24 protein-coding genes and 1 pseudogene are annotated in these 24,424 nt (G+C 71.1%); 12 read left to right on the top strand and 13 right to left on the bottom strand.

What is annotated here, in order from left to right:
• The first annotated feature begins 14 nt into the window (after nucleotides 1-14).
• A complete protein-coding gene (locus ABD466_RS12335; protein ID WP_344657120.1) occupies nucleotides 15-617 on the top strand; it encodes a CGNR zinc finger domain-containing protein in 603 nt (200 codons plus the stop codon).
• Nucleotides 618-890: 273 nt separating this feature from the next.
• Here ABD466_RS12335 and ABD466_RS12330 read toward each other — a convergent pair whose 3' ends face one another.
• Together ABD466_RS12330 and ABD466_RS12325 are read right to left on the bottom strand one after the other, a co-directional pair.
• Complete coding sequence (locus ABD466_RS12330) at nucleotides 891-1,565, bottom strand: response regulator (protein ID WP_344657119.1); 675 nt, start codon at nucleotides 1,563-1,565, stop codon at nucleotides 891-893.
• Nucleotides 1,562-2,650: a sensor histidine kinase gene (locus ABD466_RS12325; RefSeq protein ID WP_344657118.1), complete on the bottom strand. Its 1,089-nt coding sequence runs from the start codon at nucleotides 2,648-2,650 to the stop codon at nucleotides 1,562-1,564. The genes ABD466_RS12330 and ABD466_RS12325 overlap by 4 nt, the downstream gene beginning before the upstream one ends.
• A 259-nt stretch (nucleotides 2,651-2,909) precedes the next feature.
• On the opposite strand from ABD466_RS12325, the gene ABD466_RS12320 reads away from it, so the two are divergent.
• The 4 genes from ABD466_RS12320 to ABD466_RS12305 are packed head-to-tail and all read left to right on the top strand — an operon-like array spanning nucleotide 2,910 to nucleotide 5,490.
• Nucleotides 2,910-3,608 carry a hypothetical protein gene (locus tag ABD466_RS12320; RefSeq protein ID WP_344657117.1) on the top strand — a complete coding sequence of 233 codons (699 nt, stop codon included), beginning with the start codon at nucleotides 2,910-2,912 and terminating at the stop codon, nucleotides 3,606-3,608.
• Nucleotides 3,605-4,417 carry a hypothetical protein gene (locus ABD466_RS12315; RefSeq protein WP_344657116.1) on the top strand — a complete coding sequence of 271 codons (813 nt, stop codon included), beginning with the start codon at nucleotides 3,605-3,607 and terminating at the stop codon, nucleotides 4,415-4,417. The genes ABD466_RS12320 and ABD466_RS12315 overlap by 4 nt, the downstream gene beginning before the upstream one ends.
• The gene (locus ABD466_RS12310; RefSeq protein WP_344657115.1) at nucleotides 4,414-5,295 is read left to right on the top strand and encodes an ABC transporter ATP-binding protein; all 882 of its coding nucleotides are present in this window, start codon (nucleotides 4,414-4,416) and stop codon (nucleotides 5,293-5,295) included. Before ABD466_RS12315 ends, ABD466_RS12310 begins: the two co-directional genes overlap by 4 nt.
• Before the next feature lie 33 nt (nucleotides 5,296-5,328).
• On the top strand, nucleotides 5,329-5,490 hold the full coding sequence (locus ABD466_RS12305; protein WP_344657114.1) for a hypothetical protein: 162 nt from the start codon (nucleotides 5,329-5,331) through the stop codon (nucleotides 5,488-5,490).
• A 23-nt stretch (nucleotides 5,491-5,513) separates the two neighbouring features.
• Here the strand turns inward: ABD466_RS12305 and ABD466_RS12300 are convergent, their stop codons facing one another.
• Together ABD466_RS12300 and ABD466_RS12295 are read right to left on the bottom strand one after the other, a co-directional pair.
• On the bottom strand, nucleotides 5,514-5,801 hold the full coding sequence (locus ABD466_RS12300) for a DoxX family protein (RefSeq protein ID WP_344657113.1): 288 nt from the start codon (nucleotides 5,799-5,801) through the stop codon (nucleotides 5,514-5,516).
• Nucleotides 5,802-5,992: 191 nt separating this feature from the next.
• On the bottom strand, nucleotides 5,993-6,964 hold the full coding sequence (locus ABD466_RS12295; protein ID WP_425558634.1) for an L-threonylcarbamoyladenylate synthase: 972 nt from the start codon (nucleotides 6,962-6,964) through the stop codon (nucleotides 5,993-5,995).
• An 80-nt stretch (nucleotides 6,965-7,044) separates the two neighbouring features.
• Here ABD466_RS12295 and ABD466_RS12290 point away from each other — a divergent pair.
• Nucleotides 7,045-7,401: pseudogene (locus ABD466_RS12290) on the top strand (TetR family transcriptional regulator); the annotation flags it as partial.
• Between the two features lie 65 nt (nucleotides 7,402-7,466).
• Here ABD466_RS12290 and ABD466_RS12285 read toward each other — a convergent pair.
• From ABD466_RS12285 to ABD466_RS12260, 6 genes are all read right to left on the bottom strand, one after another.
• Nucleotides 7,467-7,895, bottom strand: coding sequence for an SRPBCC family protein (locus ABD466_RS12285; RefSeq protein ID WP_425558633.1), 429 nt, complete (start codon nucleotides 7,893-7,895; stop codon nucleotides 7,467-7,469).
• A gap of 39 nt (nucleotides 7,896-7,934) precedes the next feature.
• On the bottom strand, nucleotides 7,935-9,203 hold the full coding sequence (locus ABD466_RS12280) for a class I SAM-dependent methyltransferase (RefSeq protein WP_344657111.1): 1,269 nt from the start codon (nucleotides 9,201-9,203) through the stop codon (nucleotides 7,935-7,937).
• A gap of 166 nt (nucleotides 9,204-9,369) precedes the next feature.
• Nucleotides 9,370-10,614, bottom strand: a complete 1,245-nt coding sequence (locus tag ABD466_RS12275; protein ID WP_344657110.1) for a class I SAM-dependent methyltransferase — start codon at nucleotides 10,612-10,614, stop codon at nucleotides 9,370-9,372.
• A gap of 319 nt (nucleotides 10,615-10,933) precedes the next feature.
• Nucleotides 10,934-11,308, bottom strand: coding sequence for a lipopolysaccharide assembly protein LapA domain-containing protein (locus tag ABD466_RS12270; protein WP_344657109.1), 375 nt, complete (start codon nucleotides 11,306-11,308; stop codon nucleotides 10,934-10,936).
• A 129-nt stretch (nucleotides 11,309-11,437) separates the two neighbouring features.
• Complete coding sequence (locus ABD466_RS12265) at nucleotides 11,438-12,097, bottom strand: fasciclin domain-containing protein (protein WP_344657108.1); 660 nt, start codon at nucleotides 12,095-12,097, stop codon at nucleotides 11,438-11,440.
• A 119-nt stretch (nucleotides 12,098-12,216) separates the two neighbouring features.
• On the bottom strand, nucleotides 12,217-13,779 hold the full coding sequence (locus ABD466_RS12260) for a molybdopterin-dependent oxidoreductase (RefSeq protein ID WP_344657107.1): 1,563 nt from the start codon (nucleotides 13,777-13,779) through the stop codon (nucleotides 12,217-12,219).
• A gap of 232 nt (nucleotides 13,780-14,011) precedes the next feature.
• On the opposite strand from ABD466_RS12260, the gene sigK reads away from it, so the two are divergent.
• A complete protein-coding gene (gene sigK / locus ABD466_RS12255; RefSeq protein ID WP_344657106.1) occupies nucleotides 14,012-14,596 on the top strand; it encodes an ECF RNA polymerase sigma factor SigK in 585 nt (194 codons plus the stop codon).
• Complete coding sequence (locus ABD466_RS12250) at nucleotides 14,593-15,339, top strand: anti-sigma factor (protein WP_344657105.1); 747 nt, start codon at nucleotides 14,593-14,595, stop codon at nucleotides 15,337-15,339. Before sigK ends, ABD466_RS12250 begins: the two co-directional genes overlap by 4 nt.
• Before the next feature lie 213 nt (nucleotides 15,340-15,552).
• On the opposite strand, the gene ABD466_RS12245 is transcribed toward ABD466_RS12250, so the two are convergent.
• Entirely contained in the window at nucleotides 15,553-16,161 is a 609-nt protein-coding gene (locus ABD466_RS12245; protein WP_344657104.1) for a helix-turn-helix domain-containing protein, read from the bottom strand.
• A 113-nt stretch (nucleotides 16,162-16,274) separates the two neighbouring features.
• Here ABD466_RS12245 and ABD466_RS12240 point away from each other — a divergent pair, with 113 nt between their 5' ends.
• The 3 genes from ABD466_RS12240 to ABD466_RS12230 all read left to right on the top strand — a co-directional run bounded on the left by ABD466_RS12240 (nucleotide 16,275) and on the right by ABD466_RS12230 (nucleotide 20,522).
• On the top strand, nucleotides 16,275-17,093 hold the full coding sequence (locus ABD466_RS12240) for an MBL fold metallo-hydrolase (RefSeq protein WP_344657103.1): 819 nt from the start codon (nucleotides 16,275-16,277) through the stop codon (nucleotides 17,091-17,093).
• 160 nt (nucleotides 17,094-17,253) lie between these two features.
• Nucleotides 17,254-19,944: a LuxR C-terminal-related transcriptional regulator gene (locus ABD466_RS12235; protein WP_344657102.1), complete on the top strand. Its 2,691-nt coding sequence runs from the start codon at nucleotides 17,254-17,256 to the stop codon at nucleotides 19,942-19,944.
• 170 nt (nucleotides 19,945-20,114) lie between these two features.
• Nucleotides 20,115-20,522 carry a hypothetical protein gene (locus ABD466_RS12230; RefSeq protein WP_344657101.1) on the top strand — a complete coding sequence of 136 codons (408 nt, stop codon included), beginning with the start codon at nucleotides 20,115-20,117 and terminating at the stop codon, nucleotides 20,520-20,522.
• A 253-nt stretch (nucleotides 20,523-20,775) separates the two neighbouring features.
• Here the strand turns inward: ABD466_RS12230 and ABD466_RS12225 are convergent, their stop codons facing one another.
• A complete protein-coding gene (locus ABD466_RS12225) occupies nucleotides 20,776-21,336 on the bottom strand; it encodes a TetR/AcrR family transcriptional regulator (RefSeq protein ID WP_344657100.1) in 561 nt (186 codons plus the stop codon).
• Between the two features lie 145 nt (nucleotides 21,337-21,481).
• On the opposite strand from ABD466_RS12225, the gene ABD466_RS12220 reads away from it, so the two are divergent.
• The gene (locus ABD466_RS12220; RefSeq protein WP_344657099.1) at nucleotides 21,482-21,913 is read left to right on the top strand and encodes a nuclear transport factor 2 family protein; all 432 of its coding nucleotides are present in this window, start codon (nucleotides 21,482-21,484) and stop codon (nucleotides 21,911-21,913) included.
• 295 nt (nucleotides 21,914-22,208) lie between these two features.
• On the opposite strand, the gene ABD466_RS12215 is transcribed toward ABD466_RS12220, so the two are convergent.
• A complete protein-coding gene (locus tag ABD466_RS12215; protein WP_344657177.1) occupies nucleotides 22,209-24,023 on the bottom strand; it encodes a ricin-type beta-trefoil lectin domain protein in 1,815 nt (604 codons plus the stop codon).
• Nucleotides 24,024-24,424 lie beyond the last annotated feature (401 nt).

Genomic DNA, 24,424 nt, shown 5'->3' with positions numbered 1-24,424 from the left:
GTTATACTCGTGACGTGAAGCCGGACGCAACACCGACCCAGGACGTGCCCCCCGACGAGCTGGTGTTCAATTTCCGCTCCGGGCGGCTGTGCCTGGCGTTCGTCGCCACGGTCGGCGAACGCTGGCGCGGCAACTACGAACGCCTGCGCGCCCCCGAGGACGTGGCTCGCTGGTACCGCGAGGCCGGCCTGCTCGACGAGACGATCGCCGTGACGCAGAGCGGGCTCGACGCCGCCCGCACGCTCCGCGAGGCGATCCACTGCGGCGCCAAGGCCCTGATCGCCGGACGCCGACCAGTCGACGCCGACGAAGCGCTCATCAACGCCGCCGCCGCAGAGCCGCCGCTGATTCCGTCCTTCCGCCGAGGGACACGCCGACTCCGAGCCCCGGAAACCGATGCCCAAGCAGCCGCGCTGAGCACTGTGGCCCGCGACGCCATCGACCTGTTCGCCGGCGAGTACGCCGATCGCATTCGCGAATGTGCGAGCCCTGAATGCGCGCTGCTGTTCGTCGACACCAGCCGTCCGGGGCGCCGCCGCTGGTGTTCCAGCGACGCTTGCGGTAGCAAGGACCGTTCCGCCGCCTACCGCCGCCGACAGCATGGACAGCAGGCGTGACCGTGCCGCGTCTTCGATCACCCCCAACCGGGCGTCGGCGGCATCGGCCAGGCCGGTGTCGGGGGCAGCGCCTGCTCGCTCAGCCCGGCGCCACTGCGCCGCCCGCTAAGTCGGCCCAGCACGGCATGCCCGGCTCCGGACACCACGGACCCGGTGCCCGACACCGCCCACGACAAGCCGAGATCGACCCCCGTGACTCCCTCAGCGAGAACTCTCTGGACGGCCGTCCGGGGATCCCGGACGCGCTACCGGCACAGGGAGCTGATGTCACCGCTATCGGTTGCTGTTCGGTTGGTCTGTGCTGCCCTGCACGAGGCGGGATTCCCAGGCCCAGGCGGTGATCTCGCTGCGGTTGCGGGCCCCGAGTTTGTTCTGGATCGCGGTGAGGTGGCCCTTCACGGTGCTGACGGAGATGAAGAGGGCGGCGGCGATCTCCTGGTTGGTGCGGCCCCGGGCGACGGCGCGGATGACGTCGGTCTCCCGGTCGGTGAGCGGGGAGCTGGGCTGGAGGGAGGGCTTCGCGGGGGCGAGGGCGCGGAGCAGGCGTCGGGTGACAGAGGGGGAGATCAGGGCGTCCCCGACGAAGGCGGCCCGTACCGCGGCGGTGAACAGAGTGGGATCGCCGTCTTTGAGGACGAATCCGAGAGCTCCGGCCTGGAGGGCGCCGTCGACGTACTCGTCGAGTCCGAAGGTGGTGACGATGACGACCCGCAGCGGGTCGGCGACGCCCGGGCCGGCGAGGGCGCGGGTGACGTCGATGCCGTCGAGGCGGGGCATGCGGATGTCGACGAGGCAGACATCGGGTCGTAGCCGGCGGGCCAGGGCGACGGCCTCGGCGCCGTCGCCCGCCTCGGCGACGACGGTGATATCGGGCTCGTCCTCCAGGATGAGGCGCAGGCTGGTACGGATCATGGCCTGGTCGTCGGCGACCAGCACCCTGATGCTCATCGGCGGTCTCCGGCCGGCAGGGGCAGGGTGGCCCGGACCGACCAGCCGGTGCCGGGCTTCGGGCCGGCGTCGAGCGCACCGCCCAGGGCCTCGGTGCGCTCGCGCATGCCGATCAGGCCGTAGCCGCCGCGCGGGGAGGCGCGGATCAGGGAGTACGGGGGAGCATCGTTGTCGACCTCGACGGTGATGTTCGCGCTGTCCTGGGAGACGGTGACGGCGGCCGCCCGGGCACCGCGGGCGTGGCGGGCGATGTTGGTCAGGGATTCCTGGACGATCCGGTACACGGTGGCGGTGACGACGGGCGGCCACTCCGGCGCCCTGACGGGCAGCCGGAGGTCGACGGCCGTGCCGTGCTCCTCGAAGCGGCGGACCAGGTCGATGAGTTGTTCCGGTCCCGCCGTGACGGCGGCGCCGTCGTCCGTGTCGCGGAGCAGGGCGACCACCCGGCGCATCGCGTCCATCGCGTCGCCGCCGGACCGCTCGATGTCCGCCAGGGCGGGGCCGAGGAGGTCGGGCTGCTTGCGGAGCATGATCTGGGCGGCATGGGTGTGCATCACGATGCCGGAGACGTGGTGGGCGACGACATCGTGCAGCTCCCGGGCCAGGGCCAGACGTTCGTCTCGCCGTACCGCCTCGACGGCGGCCCGGTGGCGATGGTCCAGGAGTCGCAGGACCAGCCCGACTCCGATGCCGGCCGACCAGGCCTGGACACCGGGGTGGAACGGGTCGGCGGTCACGACCCGGCCGAGTGCCGTGACCACGAGCCCGGCCGCGCCGACCGCGGCGGCCCGCCCGAAGGGCAGGACCCGGACCGCGGAGCCGGCCAGGACGCTCAGGGCCAGGGACGCGGCAGCCCCCGGCTGACCGGTCGGATACCCCATGCCGGCGGCGAGGACCGCGCCGGCCGCGACGGACAGGCCGACGGCCGCGGCGACCAGCCGGTCGCGTTCCCGGAACAACACCACGACGCACACCACCGCACCGATGCCGCAGTCGGGCCACCAGCTCCGGCCGCCCTGAGCGGAACGCCAGCAGGCCGTCGTCGCCAGCACCGACGCGAAGGCCAGCCCGAGCAGAACGTTCATTCGTCGAGCAGCGAGTGCGGCCAGCCGTTCCATCAGACTCACAGTGATCAGATTACGGAACCGGCCGGACCGTTCCCACCGGCCGAAAGTACTGCTCCGTTCCGCCTGATCGGTACTTTCGGCCGGTACCGACCCCGGCCGGGGTGAGCAGGCTTGACGGCATGCACCAGGACCTTGGATCACTCAACGGACCACCCAGAGGCGGACCCGGCCGATCACCCGGCGACGACCCGGGACGCGCACGAACCGGCAGGTGGACGTGAACCACTCCACCTGGGCCCGCCTCCGTCTGGAGCTGCGGGTCGTCGGCATCGCCGCACCGGCGACCGCCCTGGTGGCGCCGCTGGCCGGTGCGGTCCTGGTGACCACCCTGCACGCCGCCGGCGCCGGCGCGGCCGACCTCGACCGGGCCGCGGGCGCGGTCCTGGCCGGCCTCGCCCCGCTCGGCGCCGCCGTCGCGGCCGCATCGATCGTGGGACGTGACCCCGGCGCCGAACTGGTCATGACCGCGACGGCCTACCGCAGGGTACTGTTCCTGCGCGTCGGCCTGGTGGTGGCCGCGACCGCGCTGGTCACGCTGCTGGACGCGGTCGCGTTCCACGCTCTGAAAGCGTGGCCCGCGGGGCAGGGCACCGGCGGTTACGTCCTGGTGTGGGCCCCGCCGATGGTCTGGCTGGTCGCACTGGCGGTGCTCATCGCGGTCGCCCTGCGCAGTTCGGCTGCCGCGAGCGGCCTGATCGGCGGCGTGTGGACCGCCCAACTGCTGATGGCGCGCGACATCCGGCCGCATGCGGTGCTGCGGGCGCAGTACCTGTTCCTGGGCGTCGCCGACCGGGTCCCGGCGCACGACTGGACCGTCAACCGGATCGCCCTGCCCGCGATCGGCGTCGCCGCCGCTGTCGCCGCCGGCCTGCTGCTGGGGCGTCCGGACCGGCTTCTGGGGAGCGATGCCGCATGACCGCCATCCTTCAGCGAACCACCCCGCGGACAACGGATCAGGGCTGGTGGCCGAAGACCGTCTCGACCGCCCGCTACGAGTACCTGATGCAGGTGCGCCGCCCAGCCGTCTGGCTGGTCGTCGTCGCGCTGATCGCCCTGCGCTGCTCCGCACCCCTGCCGGTGAACATCGGCAGCATCACGGATCACGCCACGCTGGTCTCGGACTGGGCGGGCGACTTCATGGAGCTGGGCCCGATCGGCGTCGGCGCCGTCCTCGCCGACCGCGTCCGGCGGGAGGCCCGACTGGACCTGGACGACCTCCTGGCAGCGACGCCCAGCGGCATCGGCCCCCGCCTTTGGGGCAAGGCCGTCGGCGCCGGAGGGGCGACCATCACACCGTTCGCCCTCTGCTGGGCAGCCCTGCTCGGCTACCTGTCCACCAAGCACGGGGCCGGAGTGATCCCGGTCGGCGTCGAGGTCTTCGCCGCCGTCATCCTGCCCGGGCTGGTCTTCGTGACGGCCTTCTCGCTCACCGTCCCGTTCCTGACCGGTGCCGCGCTGTTCCGGCTGGGCCTGTTCGGCTACTGGATCTGGGGAAACATGGTCGGACCGGACTACGGAATCCCCACCCCCGCCGGCACCCCCTTCGAAGCCATCGGCGAATACCCCACCGGCGCCTGGTTCCACGGCTTCATGTTCGACGCCCGCGAGCGGGGATGGAACGCGACCACCGCCGACGCCGTCATCAGCATCGCCTTCCTGCTCCTCACGGCGCTCGCCGCCCTCGCGACCACCCAGTTCGTGCTCACCAGGAGAAGCCCGTCATGACCGCACCCGACGTGACCATCGACAACCTGACCGTCGCCTTCAAGCGTGGGCAGGTCCGTGCCCTCGACGACGTCAGCCTCCGCCTGCCGGCCGGCATGGTCGGCCTGCTCGGCCCCAACGGAGCCGGCAAGACCACCCTGATGCGGGTGCTCACCGGGGTGCTGCGACCGACCTCGGGCACCGTCAGCGTGGACGGCACGGATCTGACGTCCCGCGCTCAACGCCGGGAGGTCAAGGCCGCCACCGGCTACCTGCCCCAGGAACTCGGCCTGTACCCGGAGCTGACCGCCCGCCAGTTCCTCGACTACATGGCACTGCTCAAGGGCGTCACCGACCGGCGCGCCCGCCGCGACCGCGTCGAGGAGGTCCTCGAACTCGTCGCGCTCGGCGACGTCGCGCGCCGCAAGAAGTTGAAGACCTACTCGGGTGGCATGAAGCGCCGCGTCGGCATCGCCCAGGCCGTCCTGAACGACCCCCGGCTGCTGATCGTCGACGAGCCCACCGTGGGCCTGGACCCCGAGGAGCGGCTGCGGTTCCGCGGTCTGCTCGCCACCCTGGCCGGCGATCGCACGGTGCTGCTGTCCACCCACATCGTCGACGACATCGTGCAGACCTGCCCGAACGTCGTGGTGATCGAGCACGGCAACGTCGCCTTCCAGGGTGCCATCGGCGACCTCGCCGCCCGCGCCGAAGGCAAGGTGTGGCACGTCGCCCAGCCGGCCACCGCACCACCGCCGGACCTGCCCACCGTCACCGTCACCCCCGGCTTGGCCGGGACCACGTACCGGGTCATCAGTTCCCGCACTCCCGCCTCGGACGCAGAGCGTGTCACCGCCACCGTCGAGGACGGCTATATGGCGCTGATGCACGCCATCTGACCGGCCTCGTCGACACACGGAAGGAACAAGCAGATGCTCCATCAGCCACTCACCACCGTCCTGGCGGCCGCCTCAGTCACCGGCAGCCATCCCGGGCCCGGCTTCTACGCGGAATGGGTCCTCATCGTCGGCGCCGTCGTCGGCGCTCCCGTCTACTTTGTTCGTCGGGCGCGCGGCCGCCGCAGACGTCGGTGAACCCTGGGAGCTCGCGCAGATCCTCACCCTGACACCGTCACCAGTGATCGCGCCGACCTCTCCGCACGGTTCGCCCCGCTGGCGACGCGCAGCGCCCACCAGATCAACGGTGCCTGCAGCGGCAGACGCCCGTACGCCGCGACCCGGAGCGGAGCCGGGCGGTCCCGCCAGTCCCGCGCCATCTTGACGTCGGCGGGGAAGACGACGGCGAGGAGGCCCGCCGCGCCGAGCGCGCCGGTCCGGCGCCCCCTCGCATGCGCGATCGCCGCCGCCACCGCCGGCTCGGCGACGCCGCCGGCGGAGGTCCACACCCGCGGGCCGCCCGGAAGGGAGCGGGCACGATCGCGTCGTACTGACGCGGGGCCAGGGCATGGGTGACAGCGGCTGTCGCGAGGAAGCAGGCGAGCGCGCCGTGCGCGGTGAGCTTTCGGGGCACGGCGGGATGCCAGACGCTATTGGACTCAGTGTCGATAGTGTCGCGGCCGCGCCACCCGAGGTCCCGTCAGCCGCCTCGGGGCCCGGCCGCGCGGCGCAGCCGGTTGGCGATCGCCAGCCCCATCCCGGTCTCGGGCGGCAACGACGCGACGATGAGATCACACCCCTGCTGATCGAGTTCGCGCAGGTATCCGTACAACCCGCGGGCGTAGTCGGCGGCTCGCTGGGGCACCGCCACCACCGCGTGCACCTTGACCTCGGCGGCGTCGAACGCGGGAGGGACGAAGACTCCGACCCGGTGTCCCTGTTCCTGCGCCAGCTCCGCTTCGGCGACGACCCGCTCCGGCTCGACGAGGACGACGCGGGCCCGGGGCGCGTAGTGCGACGGGTGCTGGCCCGGGACCCGGACGCCGCTCGTCTCGGGCACCGCCAGCGGCGAGCCCAGCACCGCCTCGAGGTCCTCGCGGGTCACGCCGCCGGGGCGCAGGATGCTCAGCGAGTCGCCGGTGGCGTCGACGATCGTCGACTCGACGCCGACCTGGCAGGGGCCGCCGTCCAGAACGAGGCCGACGGCGGTGCCGAGCTCGGTCCGGACGTGGGCGGCGGTGGTGGGACTGACCGAGCCGAAGCGGTTGGCCGACGGGGCCGCGACACCGCCGCCGAAGGCGGACAGCAGGTCGAGGGCGAGCGGATGGGCGGGCACCCGGAGGGCCACCGTCTCCAGGCCGCCGGTCGCCGCCAGCGACACTCGGGGGCCGCGCCGCAGGACCAGAGCCAGCGGCCCGGGCCAGAAGGTCTCGGCCAGGAGGCGTGCCGCCTCGGGTACGCCGGCGGCCCAGTCGTCCAGCGCGTCGGCGCCGGCGAGATGGACGATCAGCGGGTGCGTGGGCGGCCGGCCCTTGGCCTGATAGACGCGGGCGACGGCGGCGGGGTTCTCGGCGTCGGCCCCCAGGCCGTAGACGGTCTCGGTGGGGAAGGCCACCAGGCCTCCGCCGCGGAGCAGCGCGGCCGCCTTCTCGATGTCGCTGGCGCTCGTCACCCGCACGATGCTCTCACGCAGCCGGCGTCGGCGGCGCACCCAGTGCCCGTCAACGCACTCTTTCGATACTGGAGGGCTCGATGCCGGGCCGCGACCGCCTGATGGCAGGCACGATCGACGCCCTGCGCGCTCAGGGGATCGCCGGGGTGTCCACCCGGAACATCGCCGCTGCGGCGGGGGTGAACCAGGCTCTGATCTTCTATCACTTCGGGAGTGTGGACGATCTCCTTGCCGCGGCGACGCGGGACGCGCCGCGTCTGTGGACCGCCGAAATCGAGCAGGTGCTGGAGCGGGTTCTGGCCGGGTCGGTGTCGGCCGAGGTCGCGGACGCGGCGGGTCTGGCCTACGCGCTGTCGGCGTCGTTCATCGGACTGGAGCTCATGGCGGTGGTGGACCCCGATGGTGACGCCCTCGCCGCCGACACGCTCGACCGGCTCGGGCCGGCTCCGCCGGCTCGCCAGAAAGGCGCATTCCGGGTCGCCCGTCTCGCGGAGCGCCGGGGTCACAGCAGTTCGAGTTCTGCTGTCAGGGATGTCTGGACCTCGTCGGCGAGCCTTTCGAACCTTCCGTGCAACAGCGGTGTCGCGAGCCGGAGCAGGCCTTTGAATGTGATCTCGGCGTTGTAGGTGATGGTGGTCGCGTCGCCGTCCTTGGCGAAAAGCAGGTCATCGACTGTGGTGGCGTGGTCGTTGTGGCCGACGAAGGTGAGCCTGGCCGGTTCCAGACGCTCCAGACGGTAGTCCAGTTCGGTGGTGCGGCCGTTGAACGTCGACACGTTCCGCCAGCTGGATCCCACGGAGATCGGGCCCCGGTCGGTGCGGGTACAGCTGATGGTGCCCGGGTCCCAGTGCACGGTGTTGCCGAAGTCGGTCAGGTAGGCGACGACGGTGTGCAGGGGGCGGTCTACGGTGATCGTGCGCGTGACTTTCATCGCGGGTCCTCCGTTTCCAGGCAGGTAGCGGTTCGTGGTTCAGTCGATGCCGAACACCATCTGGTGCACGTCCAGGTATCCGGCGGCGAAGCCGGCTTCGGAGTAGGCCAGGTACAGCTCCCAGGTGCGCTGAAACGTCCCATCGAAACCGAGTGCGGCGACGGCCTCTAGGTGTTCGGCGAACCGGTTGCGCCACAACCGCAGCGTGTGGGCGTAGTGCTGACCGAACCGGAAGTCGTCCAGTTCACGAAACCCGGCAGACCGCGCGTGCGTCCGGATCGCGGTCAGTGAGGGGATGAGCCCGCCGGGGAAGATGTGCTTGGTGATCCAGGTCTGGCTCGCGGCCGCGGCGACCATACGCTCGTGGGGCATGGTGATCGCCTGAAGCCCGATCCGGCCGCCGGACGCCGTCAGTCGGCGGAGCGCCGCGAAGTAGTCAGGCCAGTGTTCGCGGCCGACGGCCTCGATCATCTCCACGCTGACGACCGCGTCGTACCGGCCCTGAACAGCCCGGTAGTCCGTGAGCTGGACGTCGACCAGTCCACCCAGGCCGGCGCTGTCCACGCGATCGCGAACGGCGGCCCGCTGGTTGGACGACAGCGTGATGGTCGTGACGCGGGCGCCGCGCGCCGCCGCGCGCAGCGCCAGACTCCCCCAGCCACCGCCGACCTCCAGCAGCCGGGTTCCCGGGCCGACTCCGCACCACTCGAGCAGCCGGTCGATCTTGCGGCACTGGGCGTCGGCGAGCGTCTCGAACCCGCCGACCGGGTCGCCCGCGGCGTCCTGCTCGAACAGCGCCGCGGAGTAGGTCATCGACACATCCAGGAACAGCTCGAACAGATCGTCGGACAGGTCGTAGTGCCGTTCGATGTTGCGGCGGGCGCCGCGCAGGGAGTTCGCCTCGCTGCGGGGGCGGCGCGGCTCGAAGGCGCGGCGCACCGCCTGCAGCGGGGCGGGGATCAGGTTCGGTAGTTCGGCGGCGAACACCGTCAGCAGCTCGGCGAGCGCCGGGCTGTCCCATTCCCCGGCTTGGTAGGACTCGCCGAACCCGATCAGCCGGGAGGATCCCAGCCGGTGGAAGAACGTGCGGGGGTCGTGCAGCACCATGAGCGGGGATCGGTCGTGTCCGCCGCCTTCGGTGTGGCCGTCGGGATAGCGCACGGTCAGGGGCAGCTTCGAGGTTGCCGAGCGGAATAGGCGCTCGGCGATTGCGGCTCGCAACGGCCCGCCGTGCGGTGTGCTGTTGCGCGACGCGGTTGCGGCCGGGCCGGCGGTGCGCTGCGGCGGGTCTTGCAAGGACTGCTCCACGCGGGTTCCTTTCGGCGACGATCCTCATTCGGTATTCGTCGCCGACGACGGCCCGGATTGGTACCGGCGTTCGTCAAGGCGTGGCGCTTGTCGGCCCGGCGCGAGTTCATGAAGGGTCAGGTCCCGATCGCCGCCTGATCCGGGCTTGGGCGGGTGCCGGAGAAGTTCAACGGTGTGTTCCTGCCGACCGTGTCGCCAGCACCTGGTCGACGCCCATGCGGCCCTGCTCGAAGGCGAGCGCTCCGCCGGCCGGGTAGAGTCGCCAGACTCGGGCGGTCTCCGCCCCGACCAGGGCCACGGCCTGCGGCCAGCGGGCCTCCAGGGTGGCCAGCCATTCGCGTACCGTGCGGACGTATTGTTCGCGCAGCGCCTGCACGCTACGGATCTCCCAGCCGGCGCCTTCCAGCAGTCCGATGGTCGCCGACAGCGGGCGCATGTGCATGTCGGGGGCGATGAAAGACTCGATGAACGCGCCGCCGCCAGGGGCCCGGTGCCCGCGTGACATCTGCTGGAGCAGGAGGTGCCCGCCGACGGCGGTCAGCTCCCGCAGCGTGGCCAGGAATCCGGGGTAGGCGTCCTGGCCGACGTGTTCGCCCATTTCGATGCTCGCCACGGCGTCGAACGGCCGCGCGGTGGTGAAGTCCCGGTAGTGCCGGGTCTGGATCTCCACACGGTCGGCCAGCCCGCGGTCGCGGATCCGGTCGTGGCCGATGGCGGCCTGGGCTGCGGACAGGGTGACGCCGACCGCGGTGACGCCGTAGTGCTCGGCGGCGTGCAGGACGAGGGCGCCCCAGCCGCAGCCGATGTCCAGGAACCGTTGTCCGGGTCGCAGTTGGAGTTTGCGGCAGATCAGGTCCAGTTTCGCGGTCTGCGCCTGTGCGAGGGTGAGATCGTGCTGGTCGTCGGGCCAGTAGGCGCATGAGTAGGCCATCGACTCGTCCAGGATCAGCGCGTAGAAGTCGTTCGACAGGTCGTAGTGGAAGGCGATGGCGTCCTTGTCGCGAGTCTTGGTGTGCAGGCGGCCGCGCAGCTTGGCCTGGGAGGCTGGTGGCGCAGGGCGGGGGCCCAGTGCTCCGAGCCGCCTGAGGGCTTCGATATTCGAAGGCCGTAAGGCCCGCAGCGGGTGCAGACCGGCCGAGCCGTTCTGGCCGCGCTCGCCCGCGAGCGTGTTCCAGACCTGGCGCAGACCGTCGGCGACGGCACCGGTGACGTCCAGTTCGCCGGTGACGTACGCCTGAGCCAGGCCCAGCTCGTTGGGATGCCACACCAGCCGGCGCAGCGCCGCCGGGGAACGCAGCACGACCTCGGGACCGTCGGCCGGCCCGGTGACGCTGTCATCCCAGGCCCGTAGCCGAACCGGCAGCGGCGTACCGGATACGTCGTGGAAGACGCGCGCCAGTATGGAGGCCACCTGCGGCCTTCCAGTGTCCGGGGCCGATGCGGGTCGCCGGGTGGTGGGCATCGTGGGATGTGTGGTCATCCTGAAGTCTCCCGATCCTTCGGTGCTGGGCCGAATGCCGTTCGCGCTTGATTCGGCGCCGGGCCGCGGTTCGGATTGCCCGGTGCGGACGGTCATGCGATGCCGGACAGCGATCGCATGGTCAGGCCTGCTCCGACCAGCAGGACCCGAGCCGCGGTCGATACCTGGGTGGAGCGGCTGAGCCAGCTTGCGGCTGTGCTGAATCGGGGGTGTCTGCTCGGGCGCAGGCGGCTCCGGGCTCGATCTGTGGTCACCTGGCGCTGACGGGAGCGGGCAGAGTCTGATCGGGCAGTCCGCGGTCGCTTTGAGTCTCAACCATGGGGATTTCCAATGTGTCGCAGACGTTGCCAGTGCCCTGACCCGCAGCCGGTTCCTCGACCCCTGCCAGCCGGCGCGACACACGTCGCAACTGCATGATCCGTGCGCTGCCGACCCCCGCGGCGGTGGCGCCCGCCGATGCCGCAGCGGCCAGAAGGGCCACCGCCAGGGGCAAACGGCCGTGCCAGGCCAGGAAGCTCACTTGGACGGGCTGAGAGTTCTGGGCGGTGAACACCACGAGCGCGATCAACACCGCGATTGCGGCGCAGATCGCGATCCACGCGTAGCCGGTCCTGGTTCGACGCATCGCAGCGGCCTTCCCTGGTGTTGTGAAGCGACGGGTGATTCGGGGTCGGTCTGAGGGAGGAACAGCGATTGCGGTGAACGGCTCATCACCAGCCGTTCACCGCATGATCGCGGATGGAGCGCCTGACCCTTAGCTGGCCGGCGGCATCAGGACCGTGTCGACGATGTACACGGTGGCGTTCGCGGTCTGCACGTTGCCGCAGACCACGTTGGCGCCGTTGACCTGGAAGGACTGGCCGGAGCCGGTGACGTTCAGCGTGCCGCCCTCCAGGGTGGTGTGGGTGCCGGCCAGCTGGTCCGGGGACAGCTTGCCGGACACGACGTGGTAGGTCAGGATCTTGGTGAGCTTGGCCTTGTCGGCCAGGACGGCCTTGAGGGTGTCGGCCGGGATCTTGGCGAAGGCGTCGTTGGTCGGGGCGAACACGGTGACGCCCTGGGCCGTGTTCAGGGTGTCGACCAGACCCGCGGTCTTGACGGCGGTGACCAGCGTGGACAGGACCGGGTTGTTCGAGGCGGCGGTGGCGACCGGGGCGGTGGCCATGCCGTTGAAGCTGCCCGGACCGGACGTGGGCACCGCCGAGCAGGCGGCGCCGAACGGCGCCGAGGCCGCGCTCGCGGTCATGTCCGAGGAGGAGCTGGAGGACCCGCCGGTCGGCGCCATGCTCGAGGACGACGATGCGGCCGAGGCGGCGGCCGTCTTGCTGGTGCTGCTGCTGCACGCACTCGCGCTCACGGCGATGACCGCCGAGCACAGCAGAGCGGCGGCGGTCTTGCTGCGGGGGGAGAACATGTTCAGCTCCTTGATTGAGAGGTTGTCCGGGTCCTGCTGACGGTTGCTATTCGTGGCCGTCCGGTATTCGGATTGGTCGGTGTTTTTCGTGACTTCGGCCGACCTGTTCACGCCGGCTGTCAGATCGTGGTGATCACCACCGAGTGCCAGCCGGTGGCGCCGTCGGGGAAGGTGTCGGCGCGCTGTTCGGGCTGCACGGCGCCGGTGGCGTCGGTCGCCCGGACTTCGAGTTTGTGCAGGCCGGGCGGCAGAGCCAGATCACAGGTCCACTGCCGCCAGGTGTCGGGGGTGTCGGCGACGGCCAGACGGGCGAGCATCCAGGGTCCGCCGTCGGTGCGGACTTCGACGGCGTCGACGCCGCGGTGGGTGGCCCAGGCGACGCCGGCGACCGTCACCGGTCCGGCCGGGACGCGGGCGAACGGCTTGGGGACGTCGATGCGGGAAGCGGTCTTCACCGGCGCGATCTTCGACCAGCCCCGTTCGACCCAGTAGGGGTCGTAGTCGGCGAACGTCGTCAGCTCCAAGTCGACCAGCCACTTGGTGGCCGACACATAGCCGAAGAAGCCGGGAACCAGCATGCGGCAGGGGAAGCCGTGCGCGATCGGCAGCGGCTCGCCGTTCATCGCCACCGCCAACAGGCCCGTCCGGCCATCGAGGACCGACTCGATCGGGGTGCCGATGGTCATCCCGTCGACGGAGCGGCCCACCAGCTGGTCGGCACCACGCTGAACGCCGGCCTCCCGCAGCAGGTCGGCGAGCGAGGCGCCGATCCAGCGCGCGGTCCCCACGTACGGTCCACCGACCTCGTTGGAGACACACGACAAGGTCTGGTCGTGCTCGATCAGCGGCCGGGCCAGAAGATCGGCGAACGACAGCTCCAGCGGATGGTCGACCATCCCGCGGATCCGCAGCGTCCAGGCGTCCGGGTCGACCTGTGGCAGCACCAGCGCGGTGTCGACACGATAGAAGCCGGAGTTCGGCGTGATGAACTCCGACAACCCGGCGACGTTCGGATGCACCCCGGGCGGAATCGCGGGCGCGCGGGTCGCCGGAGCCGGGATCCGCACCCGGGAGCGTTTCAGGGCGACGTTGTATCGCTGGTCCACCACCTTGTGCCCGACGAATCCGGTCGCCGCGGCCGCGCCGGCGGTGCCGGCGGCCAACATCAGGAAGCCGCGACGGTCCCGCGCCCAGACCGGCAGTCTCGACGCCGCCGATTCCGCCGCCCCGCCGCCGCTTTCGGTCCCGCGCCATGCCTGATAACTGCGGACCAGCAAGGCCATCGCCGCTGCGGCCACCCCGCCGCCCAGGATCGACGGCCACACGTCGGCGGTCTTGGATGTGGGGCGCGACAGCGCAGCCCAGGCGCCCACTGCCCCGAACAGCACCACCAGCGCCACCCCGATGCTCAGGCGGCGCAGGGCCAGGATCCCGGCGGCGACCGCGATCGCGGCCAGCGTGGTGTAGATGCCCGTGAGCAGGACCAGTTTGTCGCCGGTCCCGAAGTTGCGGACCGCGAACTCCTTCAGCGGGGTCGGCGTCAGGTCGATCGCCGCCGAACCGACCGCGATCGCCGGCGCGGTCTGCGGCCCGGACCAGGCCGCGATCAGCTCCCCCGCACCGACCGCCAGACCGGCGGTGATCAGCCCGATCACCGCACCGGGCAGAGCTCGCGCCAGCATCGTGCCGATCGTCCTCCCGAAGCGCTTCATGCACGCCGTTCGGAGCCGTCCGCGGCAAGGATTGGACAGGAGGAAGCTCATCACTCGGTCGGATGACGATGTCGGCGGTAAGCCCGGACACGCCAGGACCAATCCGGCACGACTTCGGCGTCGAATAGCAGCCGTGAGGCAGGAATTGGGACGGGCACACCCACGTGCCGCCGACGGCTTCCATGACTGGAGACGACAGCCGATGCTCGGACGTACCGGCTCCAAGGCGGCAGCCGAGGAGTCTGCGACGCTGGAGGCGCACTTGCATCGTGTCGCCCTCGGTGACCGCGAGGCCTTCGACGCAGTCTATGAACAGCTCGCCGGGCCGGTACTCGGCGTAGCCCTGCGGGTGGTACGCGACCCGGCCCAGGCCGAGGAGGTGGCGCAGGAGGTCCTGGTCGAGATCTGGCGCACCGCCAGCCGGTTCGACCCGACCCGCGGCTCGGCCCGCGCCTGGGCCCTGACCATGGCGCACGCCCGCGCGGTGGACCGGGTCCGCTCGGTCGACGCCGCGGTCCGGCGCGAGTCCCGGGCCGCGGCACTGATGGCCGAGATGCCGTTCGACCAGGTCGCCGAGGCCGTGGAAGCCAGCCTCGACCGGCAGCGGGTGCGCCGCTGCCTGGAGGGCCTGACGGAGTTGCAGCGCCAGTCGGTGACGTTGGCCTATTACGGCGGCTACACCTATTCGCAGGTGGCACGCCTTTTGGACACTCCGCTGGGCACCGTGAAGACCCGTCTGCGCGACGGTCTGGCCCGGCTCCGAGACTGCCTGGGGGTGACAGGATGAGCACCATGGACCCGGAGGTCCACTCGCTGACCGGCGCCTATGTCTGCGACGCGCTGGAGCCTGCCGAACGTGACGCCTTCGAACACCACCTGGCACGCTGCGCCACCTGCGCCGCCGAGGTCGCCGAACTGCGGGAGACCACGGCTCTGCTGGCCGCCGCCACCGCCCAGGCCCCGCCGGCCCGGCTGAAAACCGCGGTCGACGCCCGGATCGCCGTCACCCGCCAGATCCCGCCGGTGGTCGCGCCTGTACCGGCGCGGATCGCCGCCCGGCCACGGCGGCGCTGGTTCACCGCCGCCGGCTGGGGCCTGGCCACCGGGCTGGCCGCCGTCGTTGCGGTCCTCGGCGTCCGGGTCCAGGACCAGCAGCACCAGATCGACCAGTCCCGCCAGCGCGACGCGGGGATCTCCACGCTGCTGTCCGCACCGGATGCCCGCACCGACAGCGTCGCCGTGCGCACCGGCGGCACCGGAATGGTGCTCGTGTCCCGCTCCCGCGACGAAGCCGCGATCACCATCAACGGTCTGAGCCAGCCGGCGCCGGGCAGGACCTACCAGCTGTGGATGATCGGACCATCCGGGATCCGCTCCGGCGGTCTGCTGCCTACCGGTACCGAGGCCTCCAACTCGGTTCTCGCTCACGGCTTGGGCGACGCCCAGACCATCGGACTGACCGTCGAACCGGCCGGTGGTTCGGCCCAGCCCACCACCACACCCGTCATGCTGCTCCCCATGCCCGCCTGACCTCGCACCGGCGCCACGAGCATCCGAATGTCCCCAGGTTGCTGTTGACGCTGATGAGCAGGACCACCCCATGGTTGTGGTCGTAGTAGAAGCAGTCGTTGTCTTTCGGGGGCGTGGACCGGTCGGGACGGCACCGCAGGCGCAAGGCAAGGCAAGGCAAGGCATCTGATCGCGTCTCCGCTGAATCGAGGCCTGGCGACGGAATCGCGCCGGTCAGGTTCTCCGCGAGATGACCATGATGTATTCGCAGGGGGCGTCTGTCCGGTTGGCGAAGCCGTGGTCCGCGTCGGCCTGGAGAAACAGGGAATCGCCTGTGTTCAGGGTCTCGCTGATTCCGCCGATCGCGACGGTGAGGGTGCCTTCGAGCACCACCAGTTGCTTCTCCGTACCCGGCGGATAGGCGGGCAGCAGCCCGGTGGAGACCTGCGCGGGGAGGTGGTGGACGACCATCTCGGCTCCTCCCGCGCCGGGGGCCGCTGACACCATGTGCCGTTCGAAGCCGGTTTCCGGGTCGCGGAAGACGGGACGCTCCTTCTTGCGCATGACGACGGCCACACCGGAGGCCGCGGCGGCCGGCGCACCGATCAGGTCCGACAGCGACGCGTCGAGGGCGTGGGCGATGCGGGACGCGACGCCGATCGTGGGGCTCTTCTCACCGCGTTCGACCTTGGACAGCATCGCCCGGCTGACCGATGACCGGGTGGACAGCTGTTCCAGCGTCAGGCCCGCCTCCTCGCGGCGTCGCCGCACGTTGCCGCCGAAGGCGCCGGCCAGGTCGTCGCCCTGCTCCGGTTCGGCCGCGTTGCCGTCCTGCCCGACCATCGCGCTCCTCGATCGATGCCTATCCCCTCACCCCAGTGTATGGTTTCTTCTAAAGAAGATTCAGTCTTCTATCGGAGACACGCGATGCGTGCCCGACGACACCGGGAGGTTCCATGCGTTTGATCTCACGCGGCCGGCACCATGCCACGTTCGAATTCGGCGATCTGCGGGTGATCTCGTTGCGCGACGGATACATCGACATGCCGCCGACCCGGCTGCGCGACGAGGAGGGGTGCGCGCTAGCCGAGCTGCCGGCCGCCGTCCCGCTGGCCGGCGGCGACTTGCGGCTGTCCGTCAACGCCTTCTTCGTCACCGACGGCACGCGGTCGGTGCTCATCGACACCGGCGCGTCCGACGTCTGGCACGACCCGACCATGGGGTTGATCTACGAGGCGCTCGACGAAGCGGGAATCGACCCCGCCGACATCACCGACGTGGCCATCACCCACAACCACGAAGACCACGTGAGCGGCCTGATCACGCCGGACGGCGCGGAGGCGTTCACCGGACTCCGGCGCGTGTGGATCGGCGCGGGCGACGCCTCGGTGTTCACCGGACGGCTCGAGCCGCTGCGCGACCGGGTCGTCCCCGTGACGCAGGAGGTCGCGATCAACGACTGGACCACTGCGATCCCGACCCCGGGCCACACGCCCGGTCACACCGTCTACGAGGTCGCGAGCGGGACCGGCCGCCTTCTCGTCTGGGGCGACACCGTTCACGTGCCGACCCTTCAATTCGAGCGGCCGAACGTGTCCTGGGAGTTCGACGGCAACCAGGCGCAGGCCCGCGCCGCCCGGGCGACGCTCCTGGAGCGCCTGGCCCGGCCACATCACTTCGTAGCCGGCGCACACCTCGACTCGCCCGGCATCGCCCGCGTGACTCCCTCCGGCGACGGCTACGCGCTGGAGTACCTCGCTCCGTCGATCGGCTGACATTGCCGCCAGGTCCGGCGGACCTACCCGAGGACCCTCCGGCGGCCCGACCCCCGCAGTTTCACAGAGCTCTGATATAGCCGAGCCTGACGCCGCCGCCCGGCCGCGTCAAGGGCCCGGGCCGCGGCACCGCCGCCGCCCAGGCCGTAGGCTCACCCGCGTGGTCGACACTCTGATCGGCCGGGAGCGGCATCTGCGGGTGCTGCGATCGGCCTTCGACGAGCTGCGGGCCGGCTCGGGGGCGGCGCTGGCGCTGGCCGGCGAGCCGGGCATCGGGAAGAGCGCGCTGCTCTGGGTGGCCGCGGACACGGCCCGCGCGGCGGGCGTGGCGGTGGTCGCCGCCCGGGGCGCGGATTTGTCCCAGAGCCCTGACATCAGGGCCGCCTACGCGCACGTCGTCGACGCCGTCCGCGCGCACGCCGACGCCGGGCGGCCGGTGCTGGTGACCGTGGACGACCTGCATCTGCTCGGCGCGGACGAGGCGGGCCTGGCCGACCGGCTGCTGCGCTGCGCGGCGAGCGGGCCGGTGCTGTGCGTGCTGGCCTACCGGCGGCGTCAGCTCGCGCCCTGGCCCGCCGCCGCGCTCGCCGACGCCTCGGCCGGCCTGCTGCGGCTCGCGCCGCTGGACCCGCTCACCCGCGAAGAGGCCGCGGGCCTGCTCGGCGAACGCCCGGACGCCGACGAGATCCATCGCGAGGCCGGGGGGAATCCGCAGTACATCAAGGTGCTGTGTGCCCTGCGCGACACCGGCGCCACCGCCGAGGCCGGCGCCTCGATCTTCGGGGAGCTGACCGGTCTGGACCCCGAGGCGCTGGCCGCGGTGCGGGCCGCGGCGGTGCTCGGCGAACCGTTCCCGGTGGCGCTGCTGGCCGCCGTCGCCCCGCTCGACGAGACCGCGGCGGTCCGCGCGCTCGACCGGCTCACCCGCGTCGACCTGATCCGCCCGGCCGAGCGCGGCCCCCACCTCGCGCTGCGGCACCGGGCGGTCGCCGAGGCCGTGTACGAACGTCTGGAGCCCAGCCTCCGCTTCGCGCTGCACCGCCGAGCGGCGGACGCGCTCGCCGAGGACGGCGCGCCGGTGGCCCAGCGCGCGCGGCACGTGACCCGGGCCGCGGACCCGCGGAACCCCGAGCATCTGACAACCCTGATCTCGGCGGCCCGCGGCGCGCTCTACAGCTCGCCCGCCACCGCGGCCGAATACCTTCAGGCCGCCCTGCCGCTGCTGCGCGAAGGCCACGACCACGCGCACGAGGTGCACGTGCTGCTCGCCCGCGCCCGGCTGCTGTCCGGAGAGCTCTCCGAGGGCCGCGCCCTGCTCGACGCGCTCCGCTCGGCCGGACCGGACCGCCCCGGCGGCGCCGCCCTGGACTCCAGCCGGATCGAGCGCCGTCTCGGCCGGCACGTGGAGGCCGGCGCCCTGGCCCGCTCCGGTCTGGCGGCCCTCGCCGAGACCGACTCGGCGACCGCCGCCGCCCTGCACGCCGAACTGGCCGACGCCGCGTACGACGTGCAGAACTACGAGGACTGCCGACTGCACGCCGAGACCGCCGCGGCCATCGCCAACCGGCACGGCGACCGCGTCGGCGAGGCGCACGCCCTGGCGCAGTCGGCTCTGGGCCACCTGTTCACCGGCGACGAGGCCACCGCCGTGGCCCGCGCCGCCCGAGCGGCGGAACTCGTCGACGCCGCCCCCGACTCCACCCTGCTGACGAATCTCGGCGCGTCGCTGCAACTGGGCATGACGGAGGGGCTGCTCGGCCGGCTGGCCGACAGCGAACGCCACCTGGCCCGGGCCGAGGCCCTGGGCCGCCGCACCGGCCAGACCTACCTCGACGCCGGGCTGCTCACCGTCCTGGCCAACGCCCGATGCCGGCTCGGCAGACTGGGCCCGGCGCTGATCACCCTGGAGCGCGTCGCCCAGCGGAGCCGGGAACTCGGGGGGCACGGCGCCAACCCGTCCGAGGAGGCGATCGCCGCGAACGTGCGCGCCTCCGCGCTGTACTGGCGCGACGAACCGGGCGACGCCGAGCAGATGCGCCTGGAGGTGGACCGTACCCTCGCCCTCGCCGGCGACTCGTCCACCAGCTGGGCCGTGGCCGTCCGCTGTTTCCACGCCGAGATGGTGCTGTTCACCGGCGACCCCGGGCGCGCGCGCTCGCTCCTGCTCGAAGCCGCCGGCGAGGACCTTGCGGGGATCAGCCCGTGGCGCCGCCCCCGGTGGTGCGACACCCTGGCCGAGGCCGCCCTGGCGGTAGGTGACAGCACGGATGCCGACCACTGGGCCGCCCTCGCCGAGAGTTCGCCACAACAGCCGTCCACGCTGCGCGCGTTCGCGGTGCGCGCCGGGATGTGGGCGCACGCCGCACGCGGCGATCACGAGGCGGCACTGACGCGGGCGCACGAAGCGCTCCGGGAGTTCACGGCACGCGGCGAGCGGATCGAGGTCTGCCGAACGCTGCTCGCCGCGGCCGGGTTCGCGCTCCAAGCGGGGCACACTCATCTCGTGGCGGGCTGGCTGGACCGGGTCTCTCTGCTGGCCGAGCACATCGGCTCGGTACGCCTGGCGACAGAGGTCGCGCGGTACCGGTCTCGCCTGGCCGCCCTCGCCGACGCACAGGCGCATCAGCAGTCGACGGCGACACCGCTGACCGCGCGCGAACGCGAGATCGCCGACCTGGTGAGCACGGGCATGACCAACACCGCCATCGCTGAGCAGTTGTTCTTGAGCGTGCGGACCGTGGAGTCGCATCTGCGGCAGATCTACCGCAAGCTCGACGTGCCGAACCGCGCCGCGCTGACCCGCGCGCTGCTCGACGTCCGCCGCGCGTCGCGCCCGCTCGGGGCCGAGTGACGCGCGGTACGCGGCGTCCGCGCGATTGCGTGGTCGGCTACGTGGTTCCGCCGTTGTGGGGCCGTTGAGGAGAGCGCGAAACTCGGCTGCCGTGCGAGCACTGCGAGCACCGGGAAGATCCGCGCTTTGCACTCACGACACAACAGCGAAACACCCATATGGAGGTTTGGATGGGCCTGGCAGAACGCCGCAGCGCCGAGCGGTTCAAGAACGAGGACTACCCCGGCTGGAAGGCGCGCATCGACGAGGCGGCGGGGTTCGACGTGCCGATCGAGGTGGCGTGGGACGAGCTGGCCGTTCCCGACTACGCCGACAGCTACGCCGAGTACTTCCCCCAGGTGTTCTTCCAGCCGCTGCTGGACGCGGTGAGCGCGATCGCGGCCGACGACATGGGCAAGGAAGCGCTGCGCGAGGGGTTGGCGAAGGTCGTCATCAGGAACAGCGGTGAGTACTTCAGCCCGTCAGGGATCGTCCTCGCGGACGGTGTGCTGACGTTCGACCACAAGTCAGACACGAACACGCACCACGTCGAGGAGCGGACGAAGGCTCTTCAGGCTGTTCTCGAAGCTGCGCTCTGAGAAAGTCGCGCGTCGCGCGTCGCACACGTGTGGTGAACCCCTGGCAGCGGAGTCGGCCGCCAGGGGTTCTTCCGGCTGATCACCGCACCGACGCCAACCGGCACCCTCGCCGGCCACGGCCCCCGCGCGTTCGCCGAGCGCGCTGCGGATGCCACGGACGCCGCGGACGTCGGAGTCGACATTCAGCGGTTCGCCACGTGGGTGCGTCCGAAGCCGGGTGTGGCCGAATCCGCGTCGTAAGGGCCCGTAGGGGTTACGCGGCCACCAACACCGCCGCCGCCGCGCGCGCGTGCACGGCGGCGTCCGGTGTCCCCTGGAGCGCCGCGGTCGCCATCGCCCCGTTGGCCAGGACCATCAGCTGGTCGGCGAGGGCCTCGGGCAGGCCCGCCTCGGCGACGAGGCCGGCGAGGTAGTCGCGGAGGGCGAGTTTGTGACGGCGGCCCACGGACAGGACGGTCTCCGAGGTTCCACCGAGTTCGCCCGCGGTGTTGAGGAACATGCAGCCGCGGAAGTCCGGTTCGGCGAACCACTCCGCGAGATAGTCGAACACGGCGAGGATGCGGTCGCGAGGAGAGCCGGACCCCGCGTGCGAGTCGACGAATCCTGTGACGGCGCTGCGGACCTCGGTGTCACGGCGGTCCAGGACCGCGTGCAGCAGCTCCGCCTTCGACGGGAACTCGCGGTACAGGCGCTTGAGCGGGACACCGGACGCGTCCCGGATGGCGTCCATGCCCACGGACTGCACGCCGCGGGCGTTGAAGAGCCGCTCGGCGGCCTCCAGGGCCTGTTCGACGTCGGCCGCCCGGTCGGACATCGGTGGAGCCTCCCTTTTCTGGTCCCGTCGGTCGTGCGGATCGGTCGTGCGGACGCGTGCCGGTTGCGCCGAGAACGATCGTTCCCCTAGTCTAGCCACTCAGGTCGAGAACGATCGTTCTCAACCTGCCGGAGAGGAGCGTCCCATGTCACAGCGCCCACCGCTGCCGCCGTTCACCGAAGAGACCGCACGCCAGAAGGTCCAGATGGCCGAGGACGCCTGGAACACCAGGGACCCGGAGAAGGTCGCGCTGGCCTACACCGAGGACACCGAGTGGCGGAACCGCGACACGTTCCTGCGCGGCCGCGCCGAGGTCGTCGAGTTCCTGCGCGGCAAGTGGGAGCGCGAGCTCGACTACCGCCTGCGCAAAGAGTTGTGGGCGTACACCGGGAACCGCATCTCGGTTCGCTTCGAGTACGAGTGGCACGACGCCGGCGGCCAATGGTGGCGCAGCTACGGCAACGAGCAGTGGGAGTTCACGCCCGACGGGCTCATGAGCCGCCGCTTCGCCTCGATCAACGACGTCGCCATCGCCGAAGCCGACCGCCGCATCTCGGTCGAGCACGACGGGCGCTGACAGCGAACCTGCTTCTGCGGCCACTCCTCCAGCACGGCGACGGTGCGCCCGGTTGCGCACCACCGGCTGCCCTTGCAGGATCCGCTCGGTCATGCGCTCGTGGCGCAGACCGATGTCGGCGACGTGGACGTCGTCGCCCGCACCAGGGCCGAGGTCGCCCTGGACCAGTGCCGTCGACGTGGAGGCCGCCGTCGATGACGTATCCGGTGACGGGCGCCGTCGAGACCCTCGTACTCGGGGCTCGGCGAGCAAAGTCGCCGAGCCCTGGTTCTTCGTGCGTCGGGTCAGGTCAGTGTCACGTCGGCAGCGTCCACTGCTGGTTCGCCGAGTCGAAGCAGTCCCAGATCTGCAGCCTGGTCCCGTTCGCCGAGCTCGGGCCGGTGGCGTCCAGGCAGCGTCCCGAGTTCGGGTTGACGAGCTCGCCGTTGCCCTGATGCTGCCACTTCTGCGCGGCGGTGCCGTTGCAGTCGTACAGCTGGACCTGCGTGCCGTCGGCGGTGCCCGCGCTGGTGATGTCCATGCATTTGCCGAGGGCCTGGATCGAACCGTCGGAGGCGATGGTCCACTGCTGGGCGCTGGTGCCGTTGCAGTCGTAGAGCTGGACCGCCGTGCCGTTCGCCGAGCCGGCGCCCGCGACGTCGACGCACTTGCCGCCGTAGCCGACGATCTGGCCGGTCGGGCCGCCGCCACCGCCGGTGCCCTGGGTGCCGTTCCAGACGAAGGTCGCGGAGGTCTGGGCCGGCAGCTGGTAGCTGAAGTGCTCGTTACCCCAGTTGACCGTGAAGGTCTGAGTGCTCCCCGACTCGTTGTACGCGACCACGGCCTTGGAGCCGTCAGGGTTCTGCCACGCGACGTTGGGCACGCTGCTGTTCGCGGTCGAGGCGATGCGATAGGCGCCGGCCCGGACGAACTTCGTCAGCTGGCCCATGTCGTAGTACTCGATGTTGTAGTCGACCTGCCCGCTGACGCCGTCACCGTTGTGGACCGTCACCAGCCCGGTGCACGTCCCGCAGCCGCCGTTGTGCGGACCCATGTTCTGGTCCACCGCCAGCGACCACTTCACCACCGACTTCCCCCAGTTGCGGGTGTAGTCGATGATGTTGTTCATGTCCTCCTGCTGCTGGTTGCCGATCCAGGTGCCGCCGGAGTGCTCGGTGTCATAGGCGTCCGTCGACGGGTACTGGTTGTGGACGTCCGTCTGAGTGGTGACGCTGCCGCCGTAGCCGTGCCACGCGATGCCGCCGAACAGCGGGTCGTCGCGGACCGCGGAGTCGTCGACGGTGGGCGCACCGTAGGAGGCGTACGTGTCCGGGTTCCAGTCCAGGGCGAGGACCTTCGTCGACAGGCCCGCGGCATGGAAGGCCGGAAGCAGGTCGGTGCCGGTGAAGTAGTCGAGCCCTGATCCGTTCCACTGCATCGAGGGATAGCCGGAGCAGCACGTGGGCTCGTTCTGCACCGAGACGAAGTCGATCGGCACACCCTCGGCCTGATAGGCCTGGATGTACTTCACGAAGTACTGCGCATAGGCGGCGTAGTACTGCGCCTGCAGCCAACCCTGGCTGTACGCACCGCTGTCCTTCATCCACGGCGGCGCCGTCCACGGCGTACCCATGACCTTCAGATCGGGATTGAGCGTCCGCGCCTGCTTGGTGAGCGGCAGCACGTCGACCAGGTCGTGGCTGATGGAGAAGTGCGCCATCGACGGGTCGGTCTGCCCGGCGGGCATGTCGTCGTAGGTGTAGCTGTACCGCGCGAGATCGGAGGCACCCATGGGATTGCGCAGGAAGTCCAACCCGATGCCCGCGCTCGGACTGAACAGGTTGTTCATCAAGGTGTTGCGAGTACTGGCGGACAGCGCACCACTGCTGTTGATCAGCCACGCCGCCGTGTCGGTGAAGGACGCACCGGCACCGGTGAACTGCTGATAGCGGGTCTTCTCATCGACCGTGACAGCCTGACCGGCGCTGCTCGTACCGGCACTGAACGAGATCGGAGCCTGCTGCTGCAACCCCCGCGTGACGTTCCGCCCCCCGGAGTCACTGGTGGTGGTCAGCCAGATCCCGACCGACTCGTTCGCGGCATGCGCAGCCGGCGCACCGACGAGCGCCATCCCGGACCCGGCCAGCACCACGGCGCCGACTCCGGAGATCAGGGCCCTGAAGCGCCGTCGCCTCCCGCCGGACACCCGACGCGGCTGTGGAGAGTTTTCGAACACGGGGCACCCCTTGCGGTGAAAGGTGTGTAGGTGTTCGCAGCTGATCAGGGCCTGATCGGTGGGGATCGATGCCGCCCTTTTCTCCACCCTCTTCTACGCCCAGATTGAACTGCCGGGCGACAGTGTCGTCAAGGGTCTGGACCACTAGGTCTGAATCAGTGGTTTCGCGACGGTAGGTATTGCTGATGGCCCGCTTGTTGCGGGACTCGGATATCACGCTCAAGGACAGGCGCGGTGGGCGTCGTCGGGTTCCGACCCCTGAGGCGGCGGCCGATCGGCGGGTCCGCCCCTTCCCG

Origin of the sequence: Catenulispora subtropica (assembly GCF_039531675.1) — a bacterium.
GTDB classification, from domain to species: domain Bacteria; phylum Actinomycetota; class Actinomycetes; order Streptomycetales; family Catenulisporaceae; genus Catenulispora; species Catenulispora subtropica.
The sequence above is the reverse complement of the archived record's forward strand: the minus strand, read 5'-3'. Positions and strand labels throughout refer to the sequence as shown.